23 protein-coding genes are annotated in these 18,837 nt (G+C 36.0%); 20 read left to right on the top strand and 3 right to left on the bottom strand.

Annotated features, from left to right (window positions below; all coding sequences use genetic code 11):
• Nucleotides 1-68 precede the first annotated feature (68 nt).
• From greA to MKY26_RS10495, 3 genes are all read left to right on the top strand, one after another.
• Nucleotides 69-545, top strand: coding sequence for a transcription elongation factor GreA (greA, locus tag MKY26_RS10505; protein ID WP_095372476.1), 477 nt, complete (start codon nucleotides 69-71; stop codon nucleotides 543-545).
• Nucleotides 546-611: 66 nt separating this feature from the next.
• Nucleotides 612-2,372 (top strand): peptidoglycan D,D-transpeptidase FtsI family protein, encoded by a 1,761-nt coding sequence (locus MKY26_RS10500; RefSeq protein WP_341096808.1) that lies wholly within the window; start codon nucleotides 612-614, stop codon nucleotides 2,370-2,372.
• A gap of 83 nt (nucleotides 2,373-2,455) precedes the next feature.
• A complete protein-coding gene (locus MKY26_RS10495; RefSeq protein WP_233435217.1) occupies nucleotides 2,456-3,139 on the top strand; it encodes a DUF1510 family protein in 684 nt (227 codons plus the stop codon).
• Between the two features lie 156 nt (nucleotides 3,140-3,295).
• Here MKY26_RS10495 and MKY26_RS10490 read toward each other — a convergent pair whose 3' ends face one another.
• On the bottom strand, nucleotides 3,296-3,514 hold the full coding sequence (locus MKY26_RS10490) for a DUF2536 family protein (protein ID WP_322909612.1): 219 nt from the start codon (nucleotides 3,512-3,514) through the stop codon (nucleotides 3,296-3,298).
• Nucleotides 3,515-3,697: 183 nt separating this feature from the next.
• On the opposite strand from MKY26_RS10490, the gene MKY26_RS10485 reads away from it, so the two are divergent.
• From MKY26_RS10485 to MKY26_RS10465, 5 genes are all read left to right on the top strand, one after another.
• Entirely contained in the window at nucleotides 3,698-4,336 is a 639-nt protein-coding gene (locus MKY26_RS10485; protein ID WP_095372479.1) for a class I SAM-dependent methyltransferase, read from the top strand.
• A 14-nt stretch (nucleotides 4,337-4,350) separates the two neighbouring features.
• On the top strand, nucleotides 4,351-5,052 hold the full coding sequence (mtnN, locus tag MKY26_RS10480) for a 5'-methylthioadenosine/S-adenosylhomocysteine nucleosidase (RefSeq protein WP_095372480.1): 702 nt from the start codon (nucleotides 4,351-4,353) through the stop codon (nucleotides 5,050-5,052).
• Nucleotides 5,053-5,072: 20 nt separating this feature from the next.
• Nucleotides 5,073-5,996, top strand: coding sequence for a PLP-dependent cysteine synthase family protein (locus tag MKY26_RS10475; protein WP_095372481.1), 924 nt, complete (start codon nucleotides 5,073-5,075; stop codon nucleotides 5,994-5,996).
• Nucleotide 5,997: 1 nt separating this feature from the next.
• Entirely contained in the window at nucleotides 5,998-7,134 is a 1,137-nt protein-coding gene (locus tag MKY26_RS10470) for a bifunctional cystathionine gamma-lyase/homocysteine desulfhydrase (protein ID WP_095372482.1), read from the top strand.
• A gap of 425 nt (nucleotides 7,135-7,559) precedes the next feature.
• The gene (locus tag MKY26_RS10465) at nucleotides 7,560-7,703 is read left to right on the top strand and encodes a YrzI family small protein (protein ID WP_095372483.1); all 144 of its coding nucleotides are present in this window, start codon (nucleotides 7,560-7,562) and stop codon (nucleotides 7,701-7,703) included.
• Between the two features lie 236 nt (nucleotides 7,704-7,939).
• Here MKY26_RS10465 and MKY26_RS10460 read toward each other — a convergent pair whose 3' ends face one another.
• Nucleotides 7,940-8,173, bottom strand: coding sequence for a hypothetical protein (locus MKY26_RS10460; RefSeq protein WP_341056587.1), 234 nt, complete (start codon nucleotides 8,171-8,173; stop codon nucleotides 7,940-7,942).
• Nucleotides 8,174-8,286: 113 nt separating this feature from the next.
• Here MKY26_RS10460 and sigK point away from each other — a divergent pair, with 113 nt between their 5' ends.
• The 4 genes from sigK to MKY26_RS10440 all read left to right on the top strand — a co-directional run bounded on the left by sigK (nucleotide 8,287) and on the right by MKY26_RS10440 (nucleotide 13,221).
• Nucleotides 8,287-9,000 (top strand): RNA polymerase sporulation sigma factor SigK, encoded by a 714-nt coding sequence (sigK, locus tag MKY26_RS10455; protein WP_095372484.1) that lies wholly within the window; start codon nucleotides 8,287-8,289, stop codon nucleotides 8,998-9,000.
• Nucleotides 9,001-9,670: 670 nt separating this feature from the next.
• The gene (locus MKY26_RS10450; protein WP_307312826.1) at nucleotides 9,671-10,000 is read left to right on the top strand and encodes an antibiotic biosynthesis monooxygenase; all 330 of its coding nucleotides are present in this window, start codon (nucleotides 9,671-9,673) and stop codon (nucleotides 9,998-10,000) included.
• A 187-nt stretch (nucleotides 10,001-10,187) separates the two neighbouring features.
• Nucleotides 10,188-11,990: a M3 family oligoendopeptidase gene (locus MKY26_RS10445; protein WP_095372486.1), complete on the top strand. Its 1,803-nt coding sequence runs from the start codon at nucleotides 10,188-10,190 to the stop codon at nucleotides 11,988-11,990.
• A gap of 451 nt (nucleotides 11,991-12,441) precedes the next feature.
• Nucleotides 12,442-13,221: a phosphatidylserine decarboxylase gene (locus MKY26_RS10440; RefSeq protein ID WP_307312828.1), complete on the top strand. Its 780-nt coding sequence runs from the start codon at nucleotides 12,442-12,444 to the stop codon at nucleotides 13,219-13,221.
• 42 nt (nucleotides 13,222-13,263) lie between these two features.
• On the opposite strand, the gene MKY26_RS10435 is transcribed toward MKY26_RS10440, so the two are convergent.
• Nucleotides 13,264-13,404, bottom strand: a complete 141-nt coding sequence (locus MKY26_RS10435) for a sporulation histidine kinase inhibitor Sda (protein ID WP_095372487.1) — start codon at nucleotides 13,402-13,404, stop codon at nucleotides 13,264-13,266.
• A 388-nt stretch (nucleotides 13,405-13,792) separates the two neighbouring features.
• Between MKY26_RS10435 and MKY26_RS10430 the strand changes: the two genes are divergently transcribed.
• The 8 genes from MKY26_RS10430 to MKY26_RS10395 are packed head-to-tail and all read left to right on the top strand — an operon-like array spanning nucleotide 13,793 to nucleotide 18,834.
• The gene (locus MKY26_RS10430; RefSeq protein ID WP_095372488.1) at nucleotides 13,793-14,308 is read left to right on the top strand and encodes a YqeG family HAD IIIA-type phosphatase; all 516 of its coding nucleotides are present in this window, start codon (nucleotides 13,793-13,795) and stop codon (nucleotides 14,306-14,308) included.
• A 2-nt stretch (nucleotides 14,309-14,310) separates the two neighbouring features.
• Nucleotides 14,311-15,414, top strand: a complete 1,104-nt coding sequence (yqeH, locus tag MKY26_RS10425; protein ID WP_095372489.1) for a ribosome biogenesis GTPase YqeH — start codon at nucleotides 14,311-14,313, stop codon at nucleotides 15,412-15,414.
• Nucleotides 15,415-15,441: 27 nt separating this feature from the next.
• Nucleotides 15,442-16,287, top strand: a complete 846-nt coding sequence (aroE, locus tag MKY26_RS10420) for a shikimate dehydrogenase (RefSeq protein WP_307312833.1) — start codon at nucleotides 15,442-15,444, stop codon at nucleotides 16,285-16,287.
• Nucleotides 16,274-16,564, top strand: a complete 291-nt coding sequence (gene yhbY, locus MKY26_RS10415) for a ribosome assembly RNA-binding protein YhbY (protein ID WP_095372491.1) — start codon at nucleotides 16,274-16,276, stop codon at nucleotides 16,562-16,564. The genes aroE and yhbY overlap by 14 nt, the downstream gene beginning before the upstream one ends.
• A 22-nt stretch (nucleotides 16,565-16,586) precedes the next feature.
• Nucleotides 16,587-17,156: a nicotinate-nucleotide adenylyltransferase gene (locus tag MKY26_RS10410; RefSeq protein WP_095372492.1), complete on the top strand. Its 570-nt coding sequence runs from the start codon at nucleotides 16,587-16,589 to the stop codon at nucleotides 17,154-17,156.
• Nucleotides 17,146-17,712, top strand: coding sequence for a bis(5'-nucleosyl)-tetraphosphatase (symmetrical) YqeK (gene yqeK / locus MKY26_RS10405; RefSeq protein WP_095372493.1), 567 nt, complete (start codon nucleotides 17,146-17,148; stop codon nucleotides 17,710-17,712). Before MKY26_RS10410 ends, yqeK begins: the two co-directional genes overlap by 11 nt.
• Nucleotides 17,713-17,716: 4 nt before the next feature.
• Nucleotides 17,717-18,073, top strand: a complete 357-nt coding sequence (gene rsfS / locus MKY26_RS10400; RefSeq protein WP_095372494.1) for a ribosome silencing factor — start codon at nucleotides 17,717-17,719, stop codon at nucleotides 18,071-18,073.
• On the top strand, nucleotides 18,073-18,834 hold the full coding sequence (locus tag MKY26_RS10395; RefSeq protein ID WP_095372495.1) for a class I SAM-dependent DNA methyltransferase: 762 nt from the start codon (nucleotides 18,073-18,075) through the stop codon (nucleotides 18,832-18,834). Before rsfS ends, MKY26_RS10395 begins: the two co-directional genes overlap by 1 nt.
• Nucleotides 18,835-18,837: the final 3 nt, after the last annotated feature.

Below are 18,837 nucleotides of genomic sequence, written 5' to 3'. Positions count from 1 at the left end.
CATTGTTTATAAAATTTATACATACTTTTGACCAATAATTGGTTATATATGGTAAAGGAGTGGGTGTTTTGAGTACAGAAAAAGTATTTCCAATGACACAAGAAGGTAAAACGAAATTAGAACAAGAACTAGAAAACCTAAAAACCGTTAAACGAAAAGAAGTGGTTGAACGTATAAAAATAGCTCGTAGTTTTGGTGACTTATCTGAGAACTCAGAATATGATTCTGCTAAAGAAGAACAAGCTTTTGTAGAAGGTCGTATTACGACTCTTGAAAACATGATTCGTAATGCTAAAATCATTACTGAGGATGAGATGAAAGGCGACGCAGTTAGCTTAGGCTCAACTGTTACTTTCGTAGAATTACCTGATGGTGAAGAAGAGACTTATTCTATCGTAGGTAGTGCAGAGGCAGATCCTTTTGAGGGCAAAATTTCCAATGATTCTCCGATTGCTAAAAGCCTTATTGGTAAAAAAGTAGGCGAAGAAGTGTCAGTGCAAACACCAGGTGGAGAAATGAGTGTTAAGATAACAAGTATTAACTAATAAAATTATTGTGTTTTAGCGTTTGAAATAGAAACACCTCGTCAACACTTTTGACGAGGTGTTTTTATGCAAAGAAAACGAGTCATTCTGTTTGTTTCTGTTATGATGATTATTTTATCAATACTTATTGTTAGACTGGCTCAAATACAGTTGTTTGAAACAAAGCATTTTACAAATAGAGACATTAACTTGATCAGTCAAAGTGTCGCACAACGCTCTAAGGAAATAGTTATAGATGCCGAGAGAGGGAATTTGCTTGATAGAGATGGCAAACAATTAACTGTAGCCTATAAAACGGTCTTAATCCTTTTTCCGTTCCTAAAAGATATAGAATGGGATGTCTCGAGTGTAGCTGAAATTCTTAAAGTTGATAATAGTCAACTCCGTCAAAAAGTTCAAGCAATAAAGGATCCTATTGTATATGGTGAGCGAGAACCTTTCATTTTGTCTAATGAACAAATGGAGGAGATTAATCAGTTGGAAATACCAGGTGTATTTGCAGTGAGAAAATCATACCCGATTTATGAGAGACCAGCAGAACAATTATTAGGGATTGCCAATAGGGATTTTTTACTAACCAAAAGATATCCTAATAAACACTTATCTAATATAACAAGACTAGGTGCAACTGGTATGGAAAAAAGCTTTGATGAACTTTTGTCTGGAGAAGGTGAAACAAAGCTCATTTATCATGTTGATGGAAAAGGAAGGCCTTTATTTGGCTCGAATGTAAAGTATGTTCACCCTGCGAACCCTTTTTATCCATTGAATATTAGAACGACGCTTGATTTTCAATGGCAGCAACGAATGGAAATGCTAGTCGATAAAAACGAGGTTACCAAAGGGGGGATGGTGTTAATAGATATTGAGGATAATTCAGTTGTCGCGATGGTTTCTCGTCCGAAAGTGAACCCAGTCAACCCTTTCGCTCATGGCGAAGAAGGTACAAATAATTTTATGGTACAAAATCAAGTACTAGGGTCTATTTTTAAAACTGTTATCGCTGCAGCAGCGATAGATTATGGGCTAGATGCAAAAAGTCGTATGTTTGATTGTAATCGGTCAATCAATGGAGAAATCGATGAAAATTATCAATACGGCATGCTTAATTTTAAAGATAGTTTTGCGAAAAGTTGTAATTATACATTTGCAACGGTCGGCAAAGAGCTGATGTCTATAGAACCATTGGTGGTGGATAGCTATGCCAATAAATTAGGCCTATCGATAAAAGTAGGATGGCAAGGAGATTTCTATCATTTAAAAGGCTTTCAGCAATTGGCAGATGAAGAACAAGGCCAGGTCTTTAGTGATCCGCGAAATAGAAAAGATACAAATCTAATTGCTCTAACATCCATTGGTCAATTAGATGTCCGCAGTACACCGTTAGCTGTGGCGAATATGATGGCAACAATCGCAAGAGGTGGAGAAAAGCAGATGGTACGTGTCGCCTCACAACTAGAATATAAAAATGGGACGAAAGTAAAGAGCTTTCAGTCTAAAAAAATTGTTGGTAAAAATATTAAGCCATATACAGCCATATCATTACAAAAGCTTCTTCTTGAAGTTGTCAATCATGATTTGGGGACAGGTAGGCAACTACAAAATTTACCGTATCAAGTAGCAGGCAAATCTGGAACAGGGGAAACAGGGAAAAAAGTGAATGGGCAGCAACTAGAAAATAAATGGTTTGCTGGCTATTTTCCATATGATAACCCAAGATATGCACTAGTAACCGTCCGGTTAGATGCCAAAAGTACCGACCCATCACCACTTTCTTTATTCGCTGATATTGTGAAAGAAATACATAGATTAGATCATTCCACGTAATGGTTATCCCTTCAAGTTTTTTAAAAGACATGTTAAAATGTTTTCAGCTATGATATTTCTTTTTTAAATTAGGAGGTATTCCTTTGAATAATACTGATAATGGTTCATCCCGTTATGATAAAAGATCGAAAAGGAAAAAAACAAACATAATCTTAAATGGCTTAATTGGCGTCGTTATTCTGCTCATCATCGTTGTTGGTACGATTATTTTCTCCGGTGGAAAAGACGAGGATCAACCAGCGGATTCTGCTGCGAATGAAGAAGTAAATAATGAAGAAACTTCTAAAGAAAATAGCAGTGATGAGAAAGATGATGCAACAAATGAGGGAAGTCAAGAAGGTAACAGTGAGGAAGAAGAAAATAAAGATAATGAAGAGAATAAAGATGAAGAAAGTAATGAAGAAGAAAACAATGAAGAAAAAGTAAAAGAGGAAGAGATTGTCACTGAAGGCGGCAGTAGTGCTGATGTAAATAGAACGGTAGAAAATCCGGCTTGGCAACCTGTAGGTACAGTACAAGACGACCATCCGACAGCTGTGTATGATCAGAGTCATGTGGATTGGGATGAAATGCTTCGTGCAATCACTTATGCTACTGGATTAGATCGTTCAGCTATGACTGTTTATTTCCTTGGTAATGACGGTGTAAATCGTTCTGTTGGTACAGTCGCTTCACCTAATAAAGATGAAATGTATCGTGTATATATTGAATGGGTAGACGGAAAAGGATGGAAACCAACGAAGGTAGAAGAATTAAATAGTATATAAGAAAAACTGGTTTTCCTAGCCAGAATGAAACGCGAACATTCATTTGTTCGCGTTTTTTTGCATCGAGAGTCAACATATGGCTTCATATTAGAAAGTGGTGAATTCTAAGTGTCCACTTGCCACAAAGGATCATTTGCTTCGCATGCAATTTTTATTCTACTTTTTCTTCAGTTTAAAATGAACAACAGCTGAATAGAACCTTTTGCCGTTTTCATCTATATGCATTTGGTGAGCGACATGATGAACTTCTAGCATAATGGCTTTATTTGTTTCAATTTGGTCATTTATTTTCTTTTCTAAATCGTCCAGCTTTGTTGCTTCGAAAAATTCTACTTTATCCTCAATAAAATCTAATTGAAAGTTCAAGTTAATCATCCCTTCATACGCTATCACTCCTAATTTTAAGTAAATTTCATTTTCTGTGCAATGAGAAAAGTGGATATTGATTTTTCTTGAAACTTAAGAAGGGGTGTGGTAGATTGGGAACATGTTACAAATTAATTCATAGTATACTCATAGGAATTATTGCTATTGTAATTACGTGCAGGAGGGTGCAAAATGGGGAAAGAGTTTATTGAATTATTCGAAGAGTGGGCTAAAACATATGATGATACAGTAACAGGCCATGATGAAGAATATAAGGATGTTTTCTTATACTATGATCAATTGCTACAAGAGGTGGCAGATAGAGCAACAGGTAATGTATTAGAATTTGGCCCAGGTACAGGCAATTTAACTGCAAAATTATTAAAACGTAATTTAACTGTTATCGGGATTGAACCGTCGAAATCAATGAGAGAGATTGCTATCAACAAGTTACAAGATAAAGCAAAAGTGCTCGATGGTGATTTCTTAAACTTTCAAATAGATGAAAACGTAGATACTATAGTAAGTTCTTATGCCTTTCACCATTTAACAGATGAAGAAAAGTCTTTGGCGATTGAACAGTATGGAAAGATGTTACCTTCAGGTGGTAAAATAGTGTTTGCGGATACAATGTATGAATCTGTAGATGCTTATCAAAAGGCTATTACTGATGCCACTGAAAAGGGTTATCATAATCTAGCTGAAGATTTAAAGCGAGAATACTATACGACAATCCCCGTATTAAGAGAGATTATGCGGGTGAATGGTTTTACAGTTTCATTTAATCGCTGCAATGATTTTGTTTGGATTATGGAAGGTGTCAAAGCTTAGAAAGAGGGAAAGTAATGAAAATAGCTATTATCGGAGCAATGGAAGAAGAAGTAACAATTTTAAGGGACCATATGGATGAGAAGCAACAGCAAGTGATTGCTGGCTGTGAATATACAGAAGGTAAAATGAACGGAGCAGACGTTGTTCTTCTTCGTTCTGGCATTGGTAAAGTGAGCGCAGCAATGTCCACTACCATTCTTTTGGAGAAGTTCAAGCCGGATTATGTTATCAATACAGGGTCTGCTGGAGGATTCAACCCTGAATTAAATGTAGGTGATGTCGTTATTTCATCTGAAGTTAGACATCATGATGTCGACGCAACTGTATTTGGTTATGAATATGGTCAAGTACCACAACAACCTCCTGCCTTTATTGCACATGAGGCGTTATTGGAAATTGCTGAAGAGAGTGGTAAAGAGTTAGAAGGTATAACAGTTATAAGAGGACTGATTGCGACTGGAGATTCATTTATTAGCAACCCAGCGCAAACGGCACTAATACAAGATAAATTCACGGCATTGCAAGCAGTAGAAATGGAAGCAGCAGCGATTGCGCAGGTTGCTCATGCCTTTGATACACCTTTTGTGATTATTCGCTCTTTATCTGATATTGCTGGTAAAGAATCTAATATTTCTTTTGATCAATTCCTAGAGAAAGCAGCACTACACTCTGCAAATCTTGTTATGAAAATAGTAGAAGGAATCAAAAGTAAATAATCAACAAAGGACGGGAAGTTATGAAGGTTTACCGAAGCATTCATGAATTAATTGGACAAACGCCAATGGTAGAAATTTCGCAGTTTGACTTACCAGAAGGTGTGCGTTTATTTGCTAAGTTAGAATACATGAACCCCGGTGGCAGTGTAAAAGACCGCCTAGGACAAGAATTATTAAGAAACGCCTTTGAAAGTGGTAAGTTAAAAAAAGGTGGAACAGTTATTGAGCCTACAGCAGGCAATACAGGTATAGGTCTAGCGCTAGCAGCATTAAAAGAAGATGTGAATGTGATTGTTTGTGTACCTGAGAAGTTTAGTATTGAAAAGCAAGATCTGATGAGAGCTTTAGGAGCTACAGTCGTTCAAACACCTACAGAAGAAGGCATGAAAGGTGCCATTGCCAAAGCAGAAGTGCTTTTAAAGGAAATCCCTAATGCATTTTGTCCACAGCAATTTGCAAACCCGGCTAACCCGGATACTTATTACCGAACTTTAGGCCCTGAAATATGGGATGATCTTGATGGGAATGTTGATATATTTGTAGCCGGTGCAGGTACAGGTGGCACATTTATGGGCACTGCTCGTTATTTGAAAGAAAAAAGAGAACAAATAAAAACCGTCATTGTTGAGCCAGAAGGCTCCATCTTAAATGGTGGCGAATCTGGTCCGCATAAAACAGAGGGAATCGGTATGGAATTTTTACCAGATTATATGGATACCACTTATTTTAATAGCATTCATACAATAAGTGATGAGAACGCTTTTAATAGAGTAAAGCAATTAGCTGAAAAAGAAGGAATGCTTGTCGGTAGTTCATCTGGTTCAGCTTTGCATGCAGCATTATTAGAAGCAGAACAAGCTCCAGCAGGTACGAATATTGTGGTGATTTTTCCAGATGGCAGTGAGCGTTATTTAAGTAAAAAGATTTATGAAGGAGGTATTTGATATGAAAAGAAAAACAAAATTAATTCATGGCGGAATTGCTGGTGATCCCACAACAGGTGCAGTATCTGTACCTATCTATCAAGTAAGTACTTATAAACAAGACGGAGTAGGTAATCATAAAGGCTTTGAGTATTCACGTACAGGTAACCCAACAAGACATGCATTAGAAGAGCTTATTAAAGATTTAGAAGCTGGGCATGCAGGCTTTGCTTTTGGCTCAGGGATGGCAGCAATCACTGCTACTGTGATGCTTTTTGATAGTGGGGATCATATCATCCTCACTGATGATGTATACGGGGGAACTTATCGTGTGATTACGAAAGTGCTTAATCGATTCGGTATTGAAGCGACATTTGTTGATACAAGTAACTTAAACAATATCACAGCTGCCATAAAGCCAAATACAAAGGCTGTATATATTGAAACACCAACAAATCCACTTCTAAAAATCACGGATATTGAAGCAGCAGCAAAATTAGCTAAAGAAAATAATCTCTTAACAATTGTTGATAATACATTTTCAACACCATATTGGCAAACTCCAATTGAGTTAGGTGCAGATATCGTGCTTCACAGCGCGACGAAGTACTTAGGTGGACATAGCGATGTTGTTGCAGGGTTAGTGGTTGTAAATAGTGAGAAGCTCGCAGAAGAACTACACTTTGTTCAAAATTCAACCGGTGGAGTGTTAGGGCCTCAAGATTCATGGTTGCTAATGAGAGGGATTAAAACATTAGGAATCAGAATGGAGGAAACGGAAAGTAACACAAAGGCGATTGTCGAGTTTCTTATACAGCATCCTGCAGTATCAAAAGTGTATTATCCTGGGGTTGAGTCTCATCCAAATCACGACATCGCCAAGAAACAGGCTGATGGTTTTGGAGGAATGGTTTCTTTTGATGTTGGCAGTGAAGAGAATGCTGATAAGCTACTTGAAAATGTGAGATACTTTACTCTTGCAGAAAGCCTCGGTGCTGTTGAAAGCTTAATCTCCGTTCCAGCAAGAATGACTCATGCATCTATACCGAAAGAACGTCGAGATGAACTAGGTATCACAGACGGACTTGTAAGAATTTCTGTTGGTTTAGAGGATGTTGAGGATTTAATTGAAGATTTAAAGTTAGCTTTAGAAAAGTAAAGTTGAGGCTCACCTAAGGGGTGGGCTTTTTTCTGTTCTCAAAGAAAGGTAGGGCGTTCTAGGGAGAAAAATAATTATTTTCGCCCTTTTTAAAATTTTTTGCAAAAAGCCGTTTACAAATGGCTATTTCTTGGATATACTTACCAATGTAAGCGAAAATATTCTAAAGAAAAGGGAGGTCGGAAACAATGAAAAACTTATGCAATTTAACTACAGCAGTAAATGAAACTCAAATACAAATCAATTTCGACCTATTTGGAATGGATCGCTTCATTTAATTTTTTGTCTATCCATGCCGCAGGGAGGAATTGTCATCTCCTGCGGCATTTTTATGTTTATTTCTTAATGCCGTAAGGGGGTGAGTGCCCCTTTGCGGCATTTTTGTGTGCATTTTTTGGATAGATAAAGAGAGGAGGTGCTGCAGGATGACATTAAATCTAATTTTTCTAACGGTGACAATTAAAGCTAGAAAACGCTCGGTTGAAGAACGTATGCATGATGAATATGTAAACCGTCTTCTTGAAGACCATAAAGCACGACAAGAAGAAATCTATCGCAATTTTTACTAAGGATAAAGGAAATAAAGAAAGGTGGAGGAGATCATGATGTTTTTATTACAAGGAAGAAAGGTTTATTTCTGGGTTGAGAAGGACTCAACCTAACGTAGTTTTGTAGGGGGAGAGTATGTGGCGATAAAAATAACTCTATTCACAGTTTATTTTACAAAAAAATATAGAAATCAAAAGTGAAAAATATAAAAACAGAATTGATGGGACCTCTAGCTTTTAGATGTCCCATCATGATTTTATTTATCAGGTCGTTTCCATAAAAACATAATTAAAAATAAACCAATGACAAAAATGACAACTGGTTTCCAAGAAAAGCCTTCAAATATAATTTCAGCAATACTAACCATGGCGATGATAAGAAAAACAATCCCTAATACTAAACGATTCACTCCCAAACTAGCGTTCCCACTTTCTATCCATTTCTTATATCTCCATATTAACTGATTGGCATACACCTCGTCCAATTCCACTAAACAATAAACACTGTAATTGAAAATTAATACGCTAGGACAGACAATAACAGCTTTTCCACTACATAGAAATGGTTAATAGGCGAAAAGTTCAAACTAGCGGGGGTGGCTCTATGTCTGGAATTATGACAGCACTTGGATTTTTAGTTAAAGAAATTGTTTTTCTTGTCTCATATGTGAAGAATAATGCTTTTCCTCAGCCTTTATCTTCAAGTGACGAAAAAAAATACTTAAGGCAAATGGCAGAAGGGGATTCACACGCACGCAATATGCTAATTGAGCATAATCTTCGACTTGTCGCACATATTGTAAAAAAATTCGAGAACACAGGAGAAGATGCTGAGGATCTTATCTCTATCGGTACAATAGGGTTAATTAAAGCGATTGAAAGCTATTCTGAAGGCAAAGGAACAAAGCTTGCTACTTATGCCGCAAGATGTATAGAAAACGAAATTCTCATGCATTTGAGAGCATTAAAGAAGACAAAGAAGGATGTCTCTCTTCATGATCCAATCGGGCAGGATAAAGAAGGCAATGAAATTTCGTTGATTGATGTGCTAAAGTCAGAATCAGAAGATGTGATTAATACGATTCAACTAAATATGGAACTTGAGAAGGTGCGAGAATACATTGATGTATTGGACGAAAGAGAGAAAGAAGTGATTGTGGGACGGTTTGGGTTGGATTTAAAGAAGGAAAAGACGCAAAGAGAGATAGCAAAAGAATTAGGTATTTCACGGAGCTATGTTTCGCGTATTGAAAAACGAGCATTAATGAAAATGTTTCATGAGTTTTATCGAGCGGAAAAAGAGAAGAAGAAGAATTAAGAATACCGTATGTATTTACCACAGTTTCCATGCTGTGGTTTCTTTGTAGTATAGAAAAATGACTGCAATGTAAGGTAAGAGCTATGTAAAAGATAGTATTGAAATGAACGAGCTTTATGAAGAAAAGGGTCGTTTAATCATTGACACAATAAATTTAAACCAAGTACTTTTAATTACTAGTATAATATGAATTTGAGATGTGTGAATATTATCGATTGCCCACATAAAAGCGGATTTCTAATGATTGATTTCCGCATATAACTTGCCTAATGCAAGTGAGTAAAGGAAGTCGAGAGTATCCCAAAATGAAGAAACACTGTAACCTGTGTGATTATCAAGGGAACCCCGCATCGATTGGATTATTTTATGAATGTTCAACTCAACATAAAGCTTTGTTTAATGTTGACTGCGCACTTATTTCCGTTTTTTCCTCAGAATGCTGTAAACGGCAATAACGGCGCGTTCAAGACCTCAAATGAGAGCTGCACAGACTGGATTTTCTCAACATGCATAAAACTTTTCCTTATAAAGAGAGAGACAATTTACCAATGAATCAGTATCTTATACCTACAGTGATAAGATTGTAGTGAAATAGATCATATGGTTGACGATGATAATCATTATCGATTAAAATGAAGTTATATCATTAAATATAGAGGTGGATTTAAATATGTTCGTTCAAATGAAAAAATTTACTGTAACTGAAGGTAATGCCCATCACCTTGTGGAAAAATTCAGCCAAAAAGGCATTATTGATGAACAACCAGGGATTATTGACATCACAGTTATGGTAAAAAAAGTACGTAGAGGAAATGAAGAAGTTATATTGCAAATTCGTTGGGAATCGGAACAGGATTGGAAGAACTGGGAGAAAAGCGAAGCACACATTGCTGGACATAAAGCAAGTAGAGGAAAACCAAAGCCTGAATTTATTCTAGAAACTGAAGGCAGTCTATATCATGTTGAAACAATTAAAACACCTGCAATCGAAGCAAAATAACCTTCTACATTTTGCATAGTCAAGTAAAAATAAACGGAAAAACACTAGGATACGCTCCCTTATAGGTAGACAAGTAATAAGCTTGGTACTTATAAGGGAGTATTTTTATGCCATATAAACCGTTCCAAAAAGTATTAATAATCTGAAACCTCTGATAGTATTTAAATATTAGAAGGGAGAGATTAGAATGACTCATACAACTTATACTGAGGTTTGGGATTTAGAAAGCTTTTTTGAAGGAGGTAGTCAATCACAATCGTTTCAAAATTATCTAGAGCAAATAGATATCTTGATGGAAGAATTCGCTTCACTGGCTAACGATATGCAAATAACAGAAAATGAAGAACATACTATAAATAGTATAGGACAAGTTTTAAGGTCATCTGAAGAAGTATTTAAAAAGCTCATGCAGGCAAGCGCCTTCGTCAGTTGTTTAAAAGCTGAGAATACGGTAGATCCTTTGGTTGAACGGTTACAAATGCAAGTCATGCAACAATCATCCACTTTTTCGACAGTGCTATTAACCTTTCAAAATAAATTGGCACTTATAGGTAATGATGAATGGAAGCAATATGTAAGTAGTAAAACTCTTACTCCGGTAGCTTTTGTTTTAGACGAATGGCGACAGATGGCTCAGGAAAAATTATCAATCCAAGAAGAAGATTTAATTCAATCATTAAGTATGGATGGATTTCACAGTTGGGGAGAGTTATATCATACAACTGTTAGTATGATTGCTATTCCATATGAAGATGAGAATGGCCAAACAACATTATCTGTAGGACAAGCGAATAATATAATGGGACAGTCAAATGCAGCATTAAGAGAAAAGGTCTTTAATCAAATGGAACAGGCATGGGAAGAGAAATCTCCTATCTTTGCAAAAGCATTAAATCACATAGCAGGGTATCGATTAATGGCAAATAAGAAAAGAGGTTGGAATAGCCCTTTAAAAGAGCCGCTTCTTAATAACCGAATGAAAGAAGAAACCTTACATAGTATGTGGGCAGCGGTAGAGAAATATAAAGAACCAGTTACGCGTTATTTAGAAAGAAAGGCAAAATTACTTGGGGTAAATAAATTAAGCTGGTTTGATTTAGATGCACCGATCGGTAAAGTAGATACAAAGAAAGATTTCACAGCGGGCGCGAAGTTTATCATTGAACAATTTGGTACATTTAGTCCTTTAATGAAAACATTTGCAGTACAAGCTTTTGAAGGCCGTTGGATTGAGGCTGAGAATCGTCCGAATAAGCGTCCAGGAGGATTTCACACATATTTTGCCGACAGTGGGCAGTCACGGATTTTTATGACATATTCTGGGACACCTAGTAATGTTTCTACACTTGCGCATGAGCTTGGACATGGATTTCACAGTTTTGTAATGAAAGACATCCCTTTCTTTAATCGAAAATATGCCATGAATGTAGCAGAAACAGCATCGACTTTTGCGGAGCTAATTGTCGCTGATGCTTCAGTAAGGCAGGCGGAAACAAAAATGGAAAAAGTGATTCTTCTGGATGATAAAATTAGTCGGACTGTTACGATGTTTATGAATATACATGCACGTTATTTGTTTGAAACCGCTTTTTATGAAGAAAGAAAAAAAGGTACAGTCACACGAGAGCGATTAAATGAATTGATGACAAGTGCGCAAAAACAAGCATATGGTCATTCGTTAGAACATTATCATCCGTATTTTTGGGCTTCCAAATTGCATTTTTATAATACCCATACACCTTTTTATCAATTCCCTTACACATTTGGCTATCTTTTCTCATTGGGTATCTATAAACAAGCACAAGAAGTAGGCCCAAGTTATGAAAAGAAATACGTAAATTTATTAAAAGATACTGGTTCTATGACCGTTGAATCTCTTGCGATGAAGCATCTAAATGAGGATTTAACAAAACCTGACTTTTGGGAAAACGCTGCGAGCCTTTGTATAAAGGATATTGAGGAGTTTATGCAGTTGACTACTTCATTATAAAAGAAAGAATAGAGGCTAGGGATAGTATGACCAATTAATATACGATTTTTGCTTAGCCTCTATCAAAAGATGAATCTTCACTATCTTCGAAAATCTCTAGAATGATGCCTTCTATCTATGTAAATCATCTCAAGTTTACAACATATTCATTCTTTCCTCTTTACAATCATCATTCCTTACGATAATTTTAATAGGCTGGACTGTTAACTAGTGATATAATAGCAGTCGGTGAGGGTGGGTTTATTATATATGAAAGACACCCCTTTCTTTAATGCATAAAGAAAAAACATAAACATAATTGACTTTATTTATGATAAATATTCAGTGACGATAGATGAACTTTAAGAAATGAAGAACGAGTAGTAGAATTAGAGAAATTTAAAATGAAGAGAGACACCTTTACGAAATAGGTGCTTATTCCTTGGAAAAAAAGTATAGAAAGGTGTTAAAGATGAAGCAAGCGATATATCGAACTTTGATTGAATTAACGAATGGTCGAATGACCTCATCGATATTATATAAATTTGCAAGATCTAAAATGAGTAGATTTTTAATTAAACCGTTTTCTAAGACGTATCGTATTAACGAAGATGAAATTAAAGGAGATTTGGATCAATTCCATACATTACATGAATTCTTTATACGTCTATTGAAGGAAGATGCCCGGCCTATTCATCAAGGGGAGGATACAATTGTTAGCCCTGTTGATGCTATGATTGAGGATATAGGTATGGTGGATAGTAAACATGTGATTACTGTGAAGGAGAAAGATTACTCTATTGCAGAAATGCTTGGTGGGGTTGAAGAAGCGGAGAAATATAAAGGTGGGACGTATATGATTTTCTACTTAAGTCCTAGTCATTATCACCGCATTCATAGTCCCGTAGATGGTCAAGTAAAGAGGCAATGGACTTTAGGAAAGAAATCTTACCCAGTGAATAAATGGGGTTTAACTCTTGGTAAAGATACTTTATCTAAAAATTATCGCAAAATATCAGAAATTCAATATGACGGTGGCGAATTAGCAATGGTCAAAGTAGGGGCCATGTTTGTCAATTCAATTGAGCGGACGTATCAAAATGACTCATTGAAAAAAGGTGAAGAGGTTGCTTATTTTTCATTTGGCTCGACAGTGATTTTGTTATTTCAAAAAGATGCCTTTCAATTGGTACCGACAATACAGTTTCCAGCCCCAATAAAAGTTGGAGAAGTAATTGGTCATATTGTGTAGACAAAAAGAATAGCCCTACAATTGTGGAGGGCGATGATTCTGCTAGGAAGAAGCTTTTATTCTATTTGATAAGGATCTTCTGTGAATTTCAGTTTCGATAAGGCGGATGAAATCCAATGATAATTGAAGTTGAATAGCTTTGTGATAAGATTCTATTAATAGCTCATCAGATAACTTTCGCATGTAGGATCACACCTCCATTACGTCTCATTCGTTCTCGTTTATCTAAAGAACAGGGCTATTTTAAAAGAAGTTCTTGTTGTTACTTCTACCATAGCAGAATGAGTAAGATAGAACAATCGTTCGTTTATCCACAGTGGAAAGTGGATAAAGTGTGATTAAACTGTTCATATCTCTGTACGAGTAAATAATCTCACAGTGTATAATGTGTATAAAGTTATCCACAAAAAGGGTAATGTTGGAATTTGTCGAAAAGTTTTAGTTCTATTTATTCGATTATTCATTTTCGAATATAGAATAATGCTAATTGACCATTTGATTGTGATATGTCATATTAGGTCAGAATAAGATGATAGCTTGAAATAATGAAGAATGAGGTGTTTAAACGGTCGTGCTAAAGAATTTTCTACCGGATCAACATGTAAAGAATGTTTTTGAAATTACTCCAGATATCTTGAAAGAACAAGGAATTAAAGGGATTATTACTGATTTAGATAATACGTTAGTTGAATGGGATCGACCTAATGCTACTCCAAAATTAATTAATTGGTTCGAACAAATGCGCTTAAGTGATATTAAAGTAACGATTGTATCTAATAATAATGAGAGCAGAGTGAAAAATTTCTCTGATCCTTTAAAAACACCATTTATTTATCAAGCAAGAAAACCGATGGGAAGAGCTTTTAAACGCGCGTTACTAGAAATGCAACTGGAAAAGCATGAAGTTGTTGTCGTTGGTGATCAGTTATTAACAGATGTATTAGGTGGAAATAGAAGTGGATTTAACACGATTTTAGTAGTACCTGTTGCAAAAACAGATGGGTTTTTTACGAAAATCAATCGTACGATAGAAAGAAGAATACTCAACTGGTTTAAGAAAAAAGGTATGATTAATTGGGAGGATTAACTTTGAAAGAAGAATACGTTTGTATAGGATGCGGTGTGCATATTCAAACTGAGCATCCGAATGAAATAGGTTATGCGCCAAATTCAGCATTAAAAAAAGAAGAAATTATTTGTCAGCGTTGCTTTCGCCTAAAACACTATAACGAAGTACAGGATGTCAGTTTAACAGATGACGACTTTTTGAAAATTCTAAATGGCTTAGGAAATAAAGATGCTTTAATTGTAAAGATTGTTGATATCTTTGATTTCAATGGCAGTTGGTTGCCTGGATTGCACAGGTTTGTAGGTAATAATAAAGTATTATTAGTTGGTAATAAAGTAGATTTACTACCAAAATCAGTGAATCATAATAAATTAATTCACTGGATGAAACAGCAGGCGAAGGAACTTGGTTTGAAACCTGAAGATGTCTTTTTAGTTAGTGCTGCGAAAGGTCAACAAATGAAAGAAATAGCAGCAGAAATTGATCGGTATAGAAGAGGTAAGGACGTATATATTGTCGGTTGCACGAATGTTGGAAAGTCAACGTTTGTTAACAGGATAATAAAAGAGGTAACTGGAGAAGGAGATATCATTACTACTTCTCATTTTCCAGGAACAACATTAGATATGATTGAAATTCCTTTAGAGGATGGAAAAGCCCTCATCGATACACCAGGTATTATTAATCATCACCAAATGGCACATTATATTGACAAACGTGACTTGAAAATCATTACACCGAAAAAAGAAATAAAACCGAAAGTATACCAATTAAATGATGGTCAAACCCTTTATTTTGGTGGATTAAGTCGATTTGATTTTATTCATGGTGACCGGACATCATTTATTTGTCATTTTTCTAATGAAATCCAAATTCATCGGACAAAATTAGAAAAAGCAGATGAATTATACGAAAAGCATGCTGGAGAAATGTTGACACCACCTCGTAAGGATGAATTAGACGAGTTTCCTGAACTCATTCGTCATGAATTTACAATAAAAGAAGATAAGACAGATGTCGTTTATTCAGGTTTAGGTTGGATAACAGTACCTACAGCAGGGTGCAAAATCGCAGCATATGTACCTAAGGGTGTTAATGTTTCACTAAGAAAATCACTGATATAATCCTTATTGTCAAAGGGGAGAAGAAGAGTGGAGAAGTTTTATGCAGTAATTGGGGATCCTATTGCACATTCGATGTCACCTGTGATGCATAATGATTTATTTCAGTACTACGAAATGGATGCGCATTATTTACCGTTGCATATTCAATCGGAAAATCTATCGGATGCCATAAAGGGCTTAAGGGCATGTGGTATTGCAGGATTTAATGTGACTGTGCCACATAAAGAGACTATTATGGCGTATTTAGATGAACTAGATCCTTTAGCAGAAGCAATAGGGGCAGTAAATACTGTCATTCACAGGGATGGAAAGTTAATTGGCTATAATACGGATGGAACGGGTTTCCTCCGGGGGCTGAAAAACCATCAACCACAGTTTAGTGAAAATAAAATATTGGTAGTAGGTGCAGGAGGGGCTGCTAAAGCTATTGTCTATGCTTTAGCACAAGCGAGTGTTTCCCATATCACAATTGCCAATCGCACCGTTAATCGTGCAGCGCAATTGATTGCTGATTGTCCGTATGATGTAGATATGCGAGCATTGACATTGGATGATGCAGCACATAAACTGGACGAATATGATTGTATCATTCAAACGACTTCGATTGGAATGTCACCGAGAATGGATGAAAAACCACTTAATCTTAATCTTATGCGTGAAGACGTTTTTGTTAGCGATATTATATATAATCCATTTGAAACAGCCTTTTTAGCAGAAGCAAAAGCAAAGGGAGCCCGTGTACAAAATGGACTAGAGATGTTTGTTTATCAAGGAGCGTTAGCGTTTGAGTTATGGACTTCTCAAATGCCAGACACGGAACGAATGAGAAGAAATGTGGAGCAACAATTAGGAGGAAATTATGTTAACAGGTAAGCAAAAGAGATATTTAAGATCAGAAGCACATCATTTAAACCCGATTTTCCAAGTGGGAAAAGGCGGCGTAAATGATAATATGGTGAAGCAAATTGCGGAAGCATTAGAAGCAAGAGAACTATTAAAAGTAAGCATCTTACAAAACTGTGATGAAGATAAGGATACTGTAGCCGAATTGTTAGTTAAAGGAACTAAAGCGGAACTTGTACAAGTGATTGGCAATATGATTGTGCTTTATAAACAATCAAAAGAGAATAAACAAATTAAATTACCTTAAACGATCCTGTGGGGGGAAAAGGATGAAAAGAATAGGAATCCTAGGAGGTACATTTGATCCTCCTCACTTAGGTCACTTAATTATCGCTAATGAAGTATTGCATGCAAAAGACTTAGACGAGATTTGGTTTATGCCTAACCAAGAGCCACCTCATAAAAAGAAGAGTTACTTTTTAAGTAATGAAGATAGAGTAGCATTATTAAGAAGAGCGGTTAGTGATCATCCACAATTTCAAATAGAATTAGTAGAATTAGAAAGAAAAGGTCCTTCTTACACTGTTGATACGATCAAGATCTTACATGAAAGAGAGAAAGATACAAAATTTTTCTTTATTATTGGCGCGGACATGGTTGAGTATCTGCATAAATGGCGTGATATAGATTATTTACTTGATCTTGTTACTTTTGTAGGTGTAAAGAGACCAGATTATCAATTAACGACCAAATATCCCGTTGATTATGTTGAGATTCCTGAGATTGGCATTTCATCTACTTTGATTAGAGAACGCATGCAAAATGGAAAGACAATTAAGTATTTAGTGCCAGATAATGTCCGCACATACATGGAGGAGAATCACCTATATGAACCGTGAACAGGCATTAGAGATTGTCAATGAACAATTAACAGACCATCGATATCAACATACTATTGGTGTGATGAACAGTGCCATTGAATTGGCAGAAAGATTCGGAGCAGATGTGAAGAAAGCTGAAATGGCCGCCATTTTTCATGATTATGCTAAATTTCATCCTAAGGAAGAAATGAAAGCGTGTATCATAGCAAAAGACATGCCTTCAGACTTACTAGAATATAATAGTGAGTTATGGCATGCACCAGTGGGCGCATATTTAGTCGAAACGAAAGTTGGTATTACTGATTGTGAAATATTAGAGGCAATACGCTATCATACTTCAGGGCGAGCTAATATGTCATTATTAGAGAAAGTTGTGTATTTAGCGGACTATATTGAGCCGGGTAGGCATTTTCCTGGTGTTGAAGAAGTGAGAGAACTTGCACAGCGTGATTTGGATGAAGCATTAATTCAAGCTGTGAAAAACTCTATTCTTTTTCTAATGAAAAAAAATCAATCAGTCTATCCGCTCACATTAACGATGTACAATGATTTAGTGATGAATAGAAAGGGTTGATGATATGTCAGAAAAACAATTACTTACAACAGTTGTTAAAGCAGTAGACAGTAAGAGAGCAGAAGATATTGTGGCACTAAATATGAAAGGAATCTCGTTAATAGCGGATTATTTCGTTATTTGTCACGGGAATTCAGATAAGCAAGTGCAAGCTATTGCTAAAGAGGTAAAAGACAAAGCTGAAGAAAGCGGCTATGAAGTCAAAAGAATGGAAGGGTTTGATGAAGCACGCTGGGTTTTAGTTGACTTAGGGGATATCGTTGCACATGTGTTCCATCGTGATGAAAGAAGTTATTATAACTTAGAACGTCTTTGGGGCGATGCAAAAACGGAAGATATTAAAAGTGAGCTGCAACCGTAATGAGTTATCAGCAATTTGCTTATCTCTATGATGGATTAATGGTAGATGCACCTTATGAAAAGTGGGTATCCATTGTTGCATCACAGTGTAATCTTCATCAATTAAAAGGTAAGCGCCTCCTAGATCTTGCTTGTGGAACAGGTGAGCTGTCTTTGCGATTGGCTAAAAAAGGATATGAAGTGACTGGGGCTGATTTATCAGACAATATGCTTGCGGTTGCACAAAGAAAAGCAGCGAGCGAAGCCCTGTCAATTCAATTTTTAGAGCAGGATATGTCCCAATTAGATGAAATTGGTTGCTATGATATCATTACTATTTTTTGTGATTCATTGAACTATCTCCAATCAGAAGATGAAGTAAAATCTACCTTCTCAGGTGTATATGAACATTTAGCTGATGACGGTTTGTTTATGTTTGACGTGCATACCGTTCATAAAATTGATGATTTGTTTGTTAATCAAACGTTTGCCCTGAATGAAGAAGACGTAAGTTATATTTGGCAAAGTTTTGAAGGGGAATTTCCTCATAGTGTGGAACATGATTTGTCATTCTTCGTCCTTGATGAAAAAATAGGCACATACAAACGATATGATGAATGCCATTTTCAGAGAACGTATGAATTTGACGTATACAGACAGTGGTTGAAAGAGGCAGGTTTTGAAATAACTACTTTTTTCGTTGATTTTAATGAGAAAAATAGAGAAATGAACGATGCTGAAAGATTGTTTTTTATTTGTAAAAAGCTGAAAAACAGAATATAAACA

Source organism: Cytobacillus sp. FSL R7-0680 (assembly GCF_038009245.1).
Taxonomy (GTDB): domain Bacteria; phylum Bacillota; class Bacilli; order Bacillales; family Cytobacillaceae; genus Cytobacillus; species Cytobacillus kochii.
This window is presented reverse-complemented; position numbering and strand designations above follow the sequence as displayed.

Bases quoted from the DNA above. Each gene is read 5' to 3' on its own strand.
- MKY26_RS10500 (WP_341096808.1), top strand. From the start codon at position 612: ATGCAAAGAAAACGAGTCATTCTGTTTGTTTCTGTTATGATGATTATT.
- MKY26_RS10490 (WP_322909612.1), bottom strand. From the start codon at position 3,514: ATGATTAACTTGAACTTTCAATTAGATTTTATTGAGGATAAAGTAGAA.
- MKY26_RS10485 (WP_095372479.1), top strand. From the start codon at position 3,698: ATGGGGAAAGAGTTTATTGAATTATTCGAAGAGTGGGCTAAAACATAT.
- mtnN (WP_095372480.1), top strand. From the start codon at position 4,351: ATGAAAATAGCTATTATCGGAGCAATGGAAGAAGAAGTAACAATTTTA.
- MKY26_RS10475 (WP_095372481.1), top strand. From the start codon at position 5,073: ATGAAGGTTTACCGAAGCATTCATGAATTAATTGGACAAACGCCAATG.
- MKY26_RS10470 (WP_095372482.1), top strand. From the start codon at position 5,998: ATGAAAAGAAAAACAAAATTAATTCATGGCGGAATTGCTGGTGATCCC.
- MKY26_RS10465 (WP_095372483.1), top strand. From the start codon at position 7,560: ATGACATTAAATCTAATTTTTCTAACGGTGACAATTAAAGCTAGAAAA.
- sigK (WP_095372484.1), top strand. From the start codon at position 8,287: ATGTCTGGAATTATGACAGCACTTGGATTTTTAGTTAAAGAAATTGTT.
- MKY26_RS10450 (WP_307312826.1), top strand. From the start codon at position 9,671: ATGTTCGTTCAAATGAAAAAATTTACTGTAACTGAAGGTAATGCCCAT.
- MKY26_RS10445 (WP_095372486.1), top strand. From the start codon at position 10,188: ATGACTCATACAACTTATACTGAGGTTTGGGATTTAGAAAGCTTTTTT.
- MKY26_RS10440 (WP_307312828.1), top strand. From the start codon at position 12,442: ATGAAGCAAGCGATATATCGAACTTTGATTGAATTAACGAATGGTCGA.
- MKY26_RS10435 (WP_095372487.1), bottom strand. From the start codon at position 13,404: ATGCGAAAGTTATCTGATGAGCTATTAATAGAATCTTATCACAAAGCT.
- yhbY (WP_095372491.1), top strand. From the start codon at position 16,274: ATGTTAACAGGTAAGCAAAAGAGATATTTAAGATCAGAAGCACATCAT.
- MKY26_RS10410 (WP_095372492.1), top strand. From the start codon at position 16,587: ATGAAAAGAATAGGAATCCTAGGAGGTACATTTGATCCTCCTCACTTA.
- yqeK (WP_095372493.1), top strand. From the start codon at position 17,146: ATGAACCGTGAACAGGCATTAGAGATTGTCAATGAACAATTAACAGAC.
- rsfS (WP_095372494.1), top strand. From the start codon at position 17,717: ATGTCAGAAAAACAATTACTTACAACAGTTGTTAAAGCAGTAGACAGT.
- MKY26_RS10395 (WP_095372495.1), top strand. From the start codon at position 18,073: ATGAGTTATCAGCAATTTGCTTATCTCTATGATGGATTAATGGTAGAT.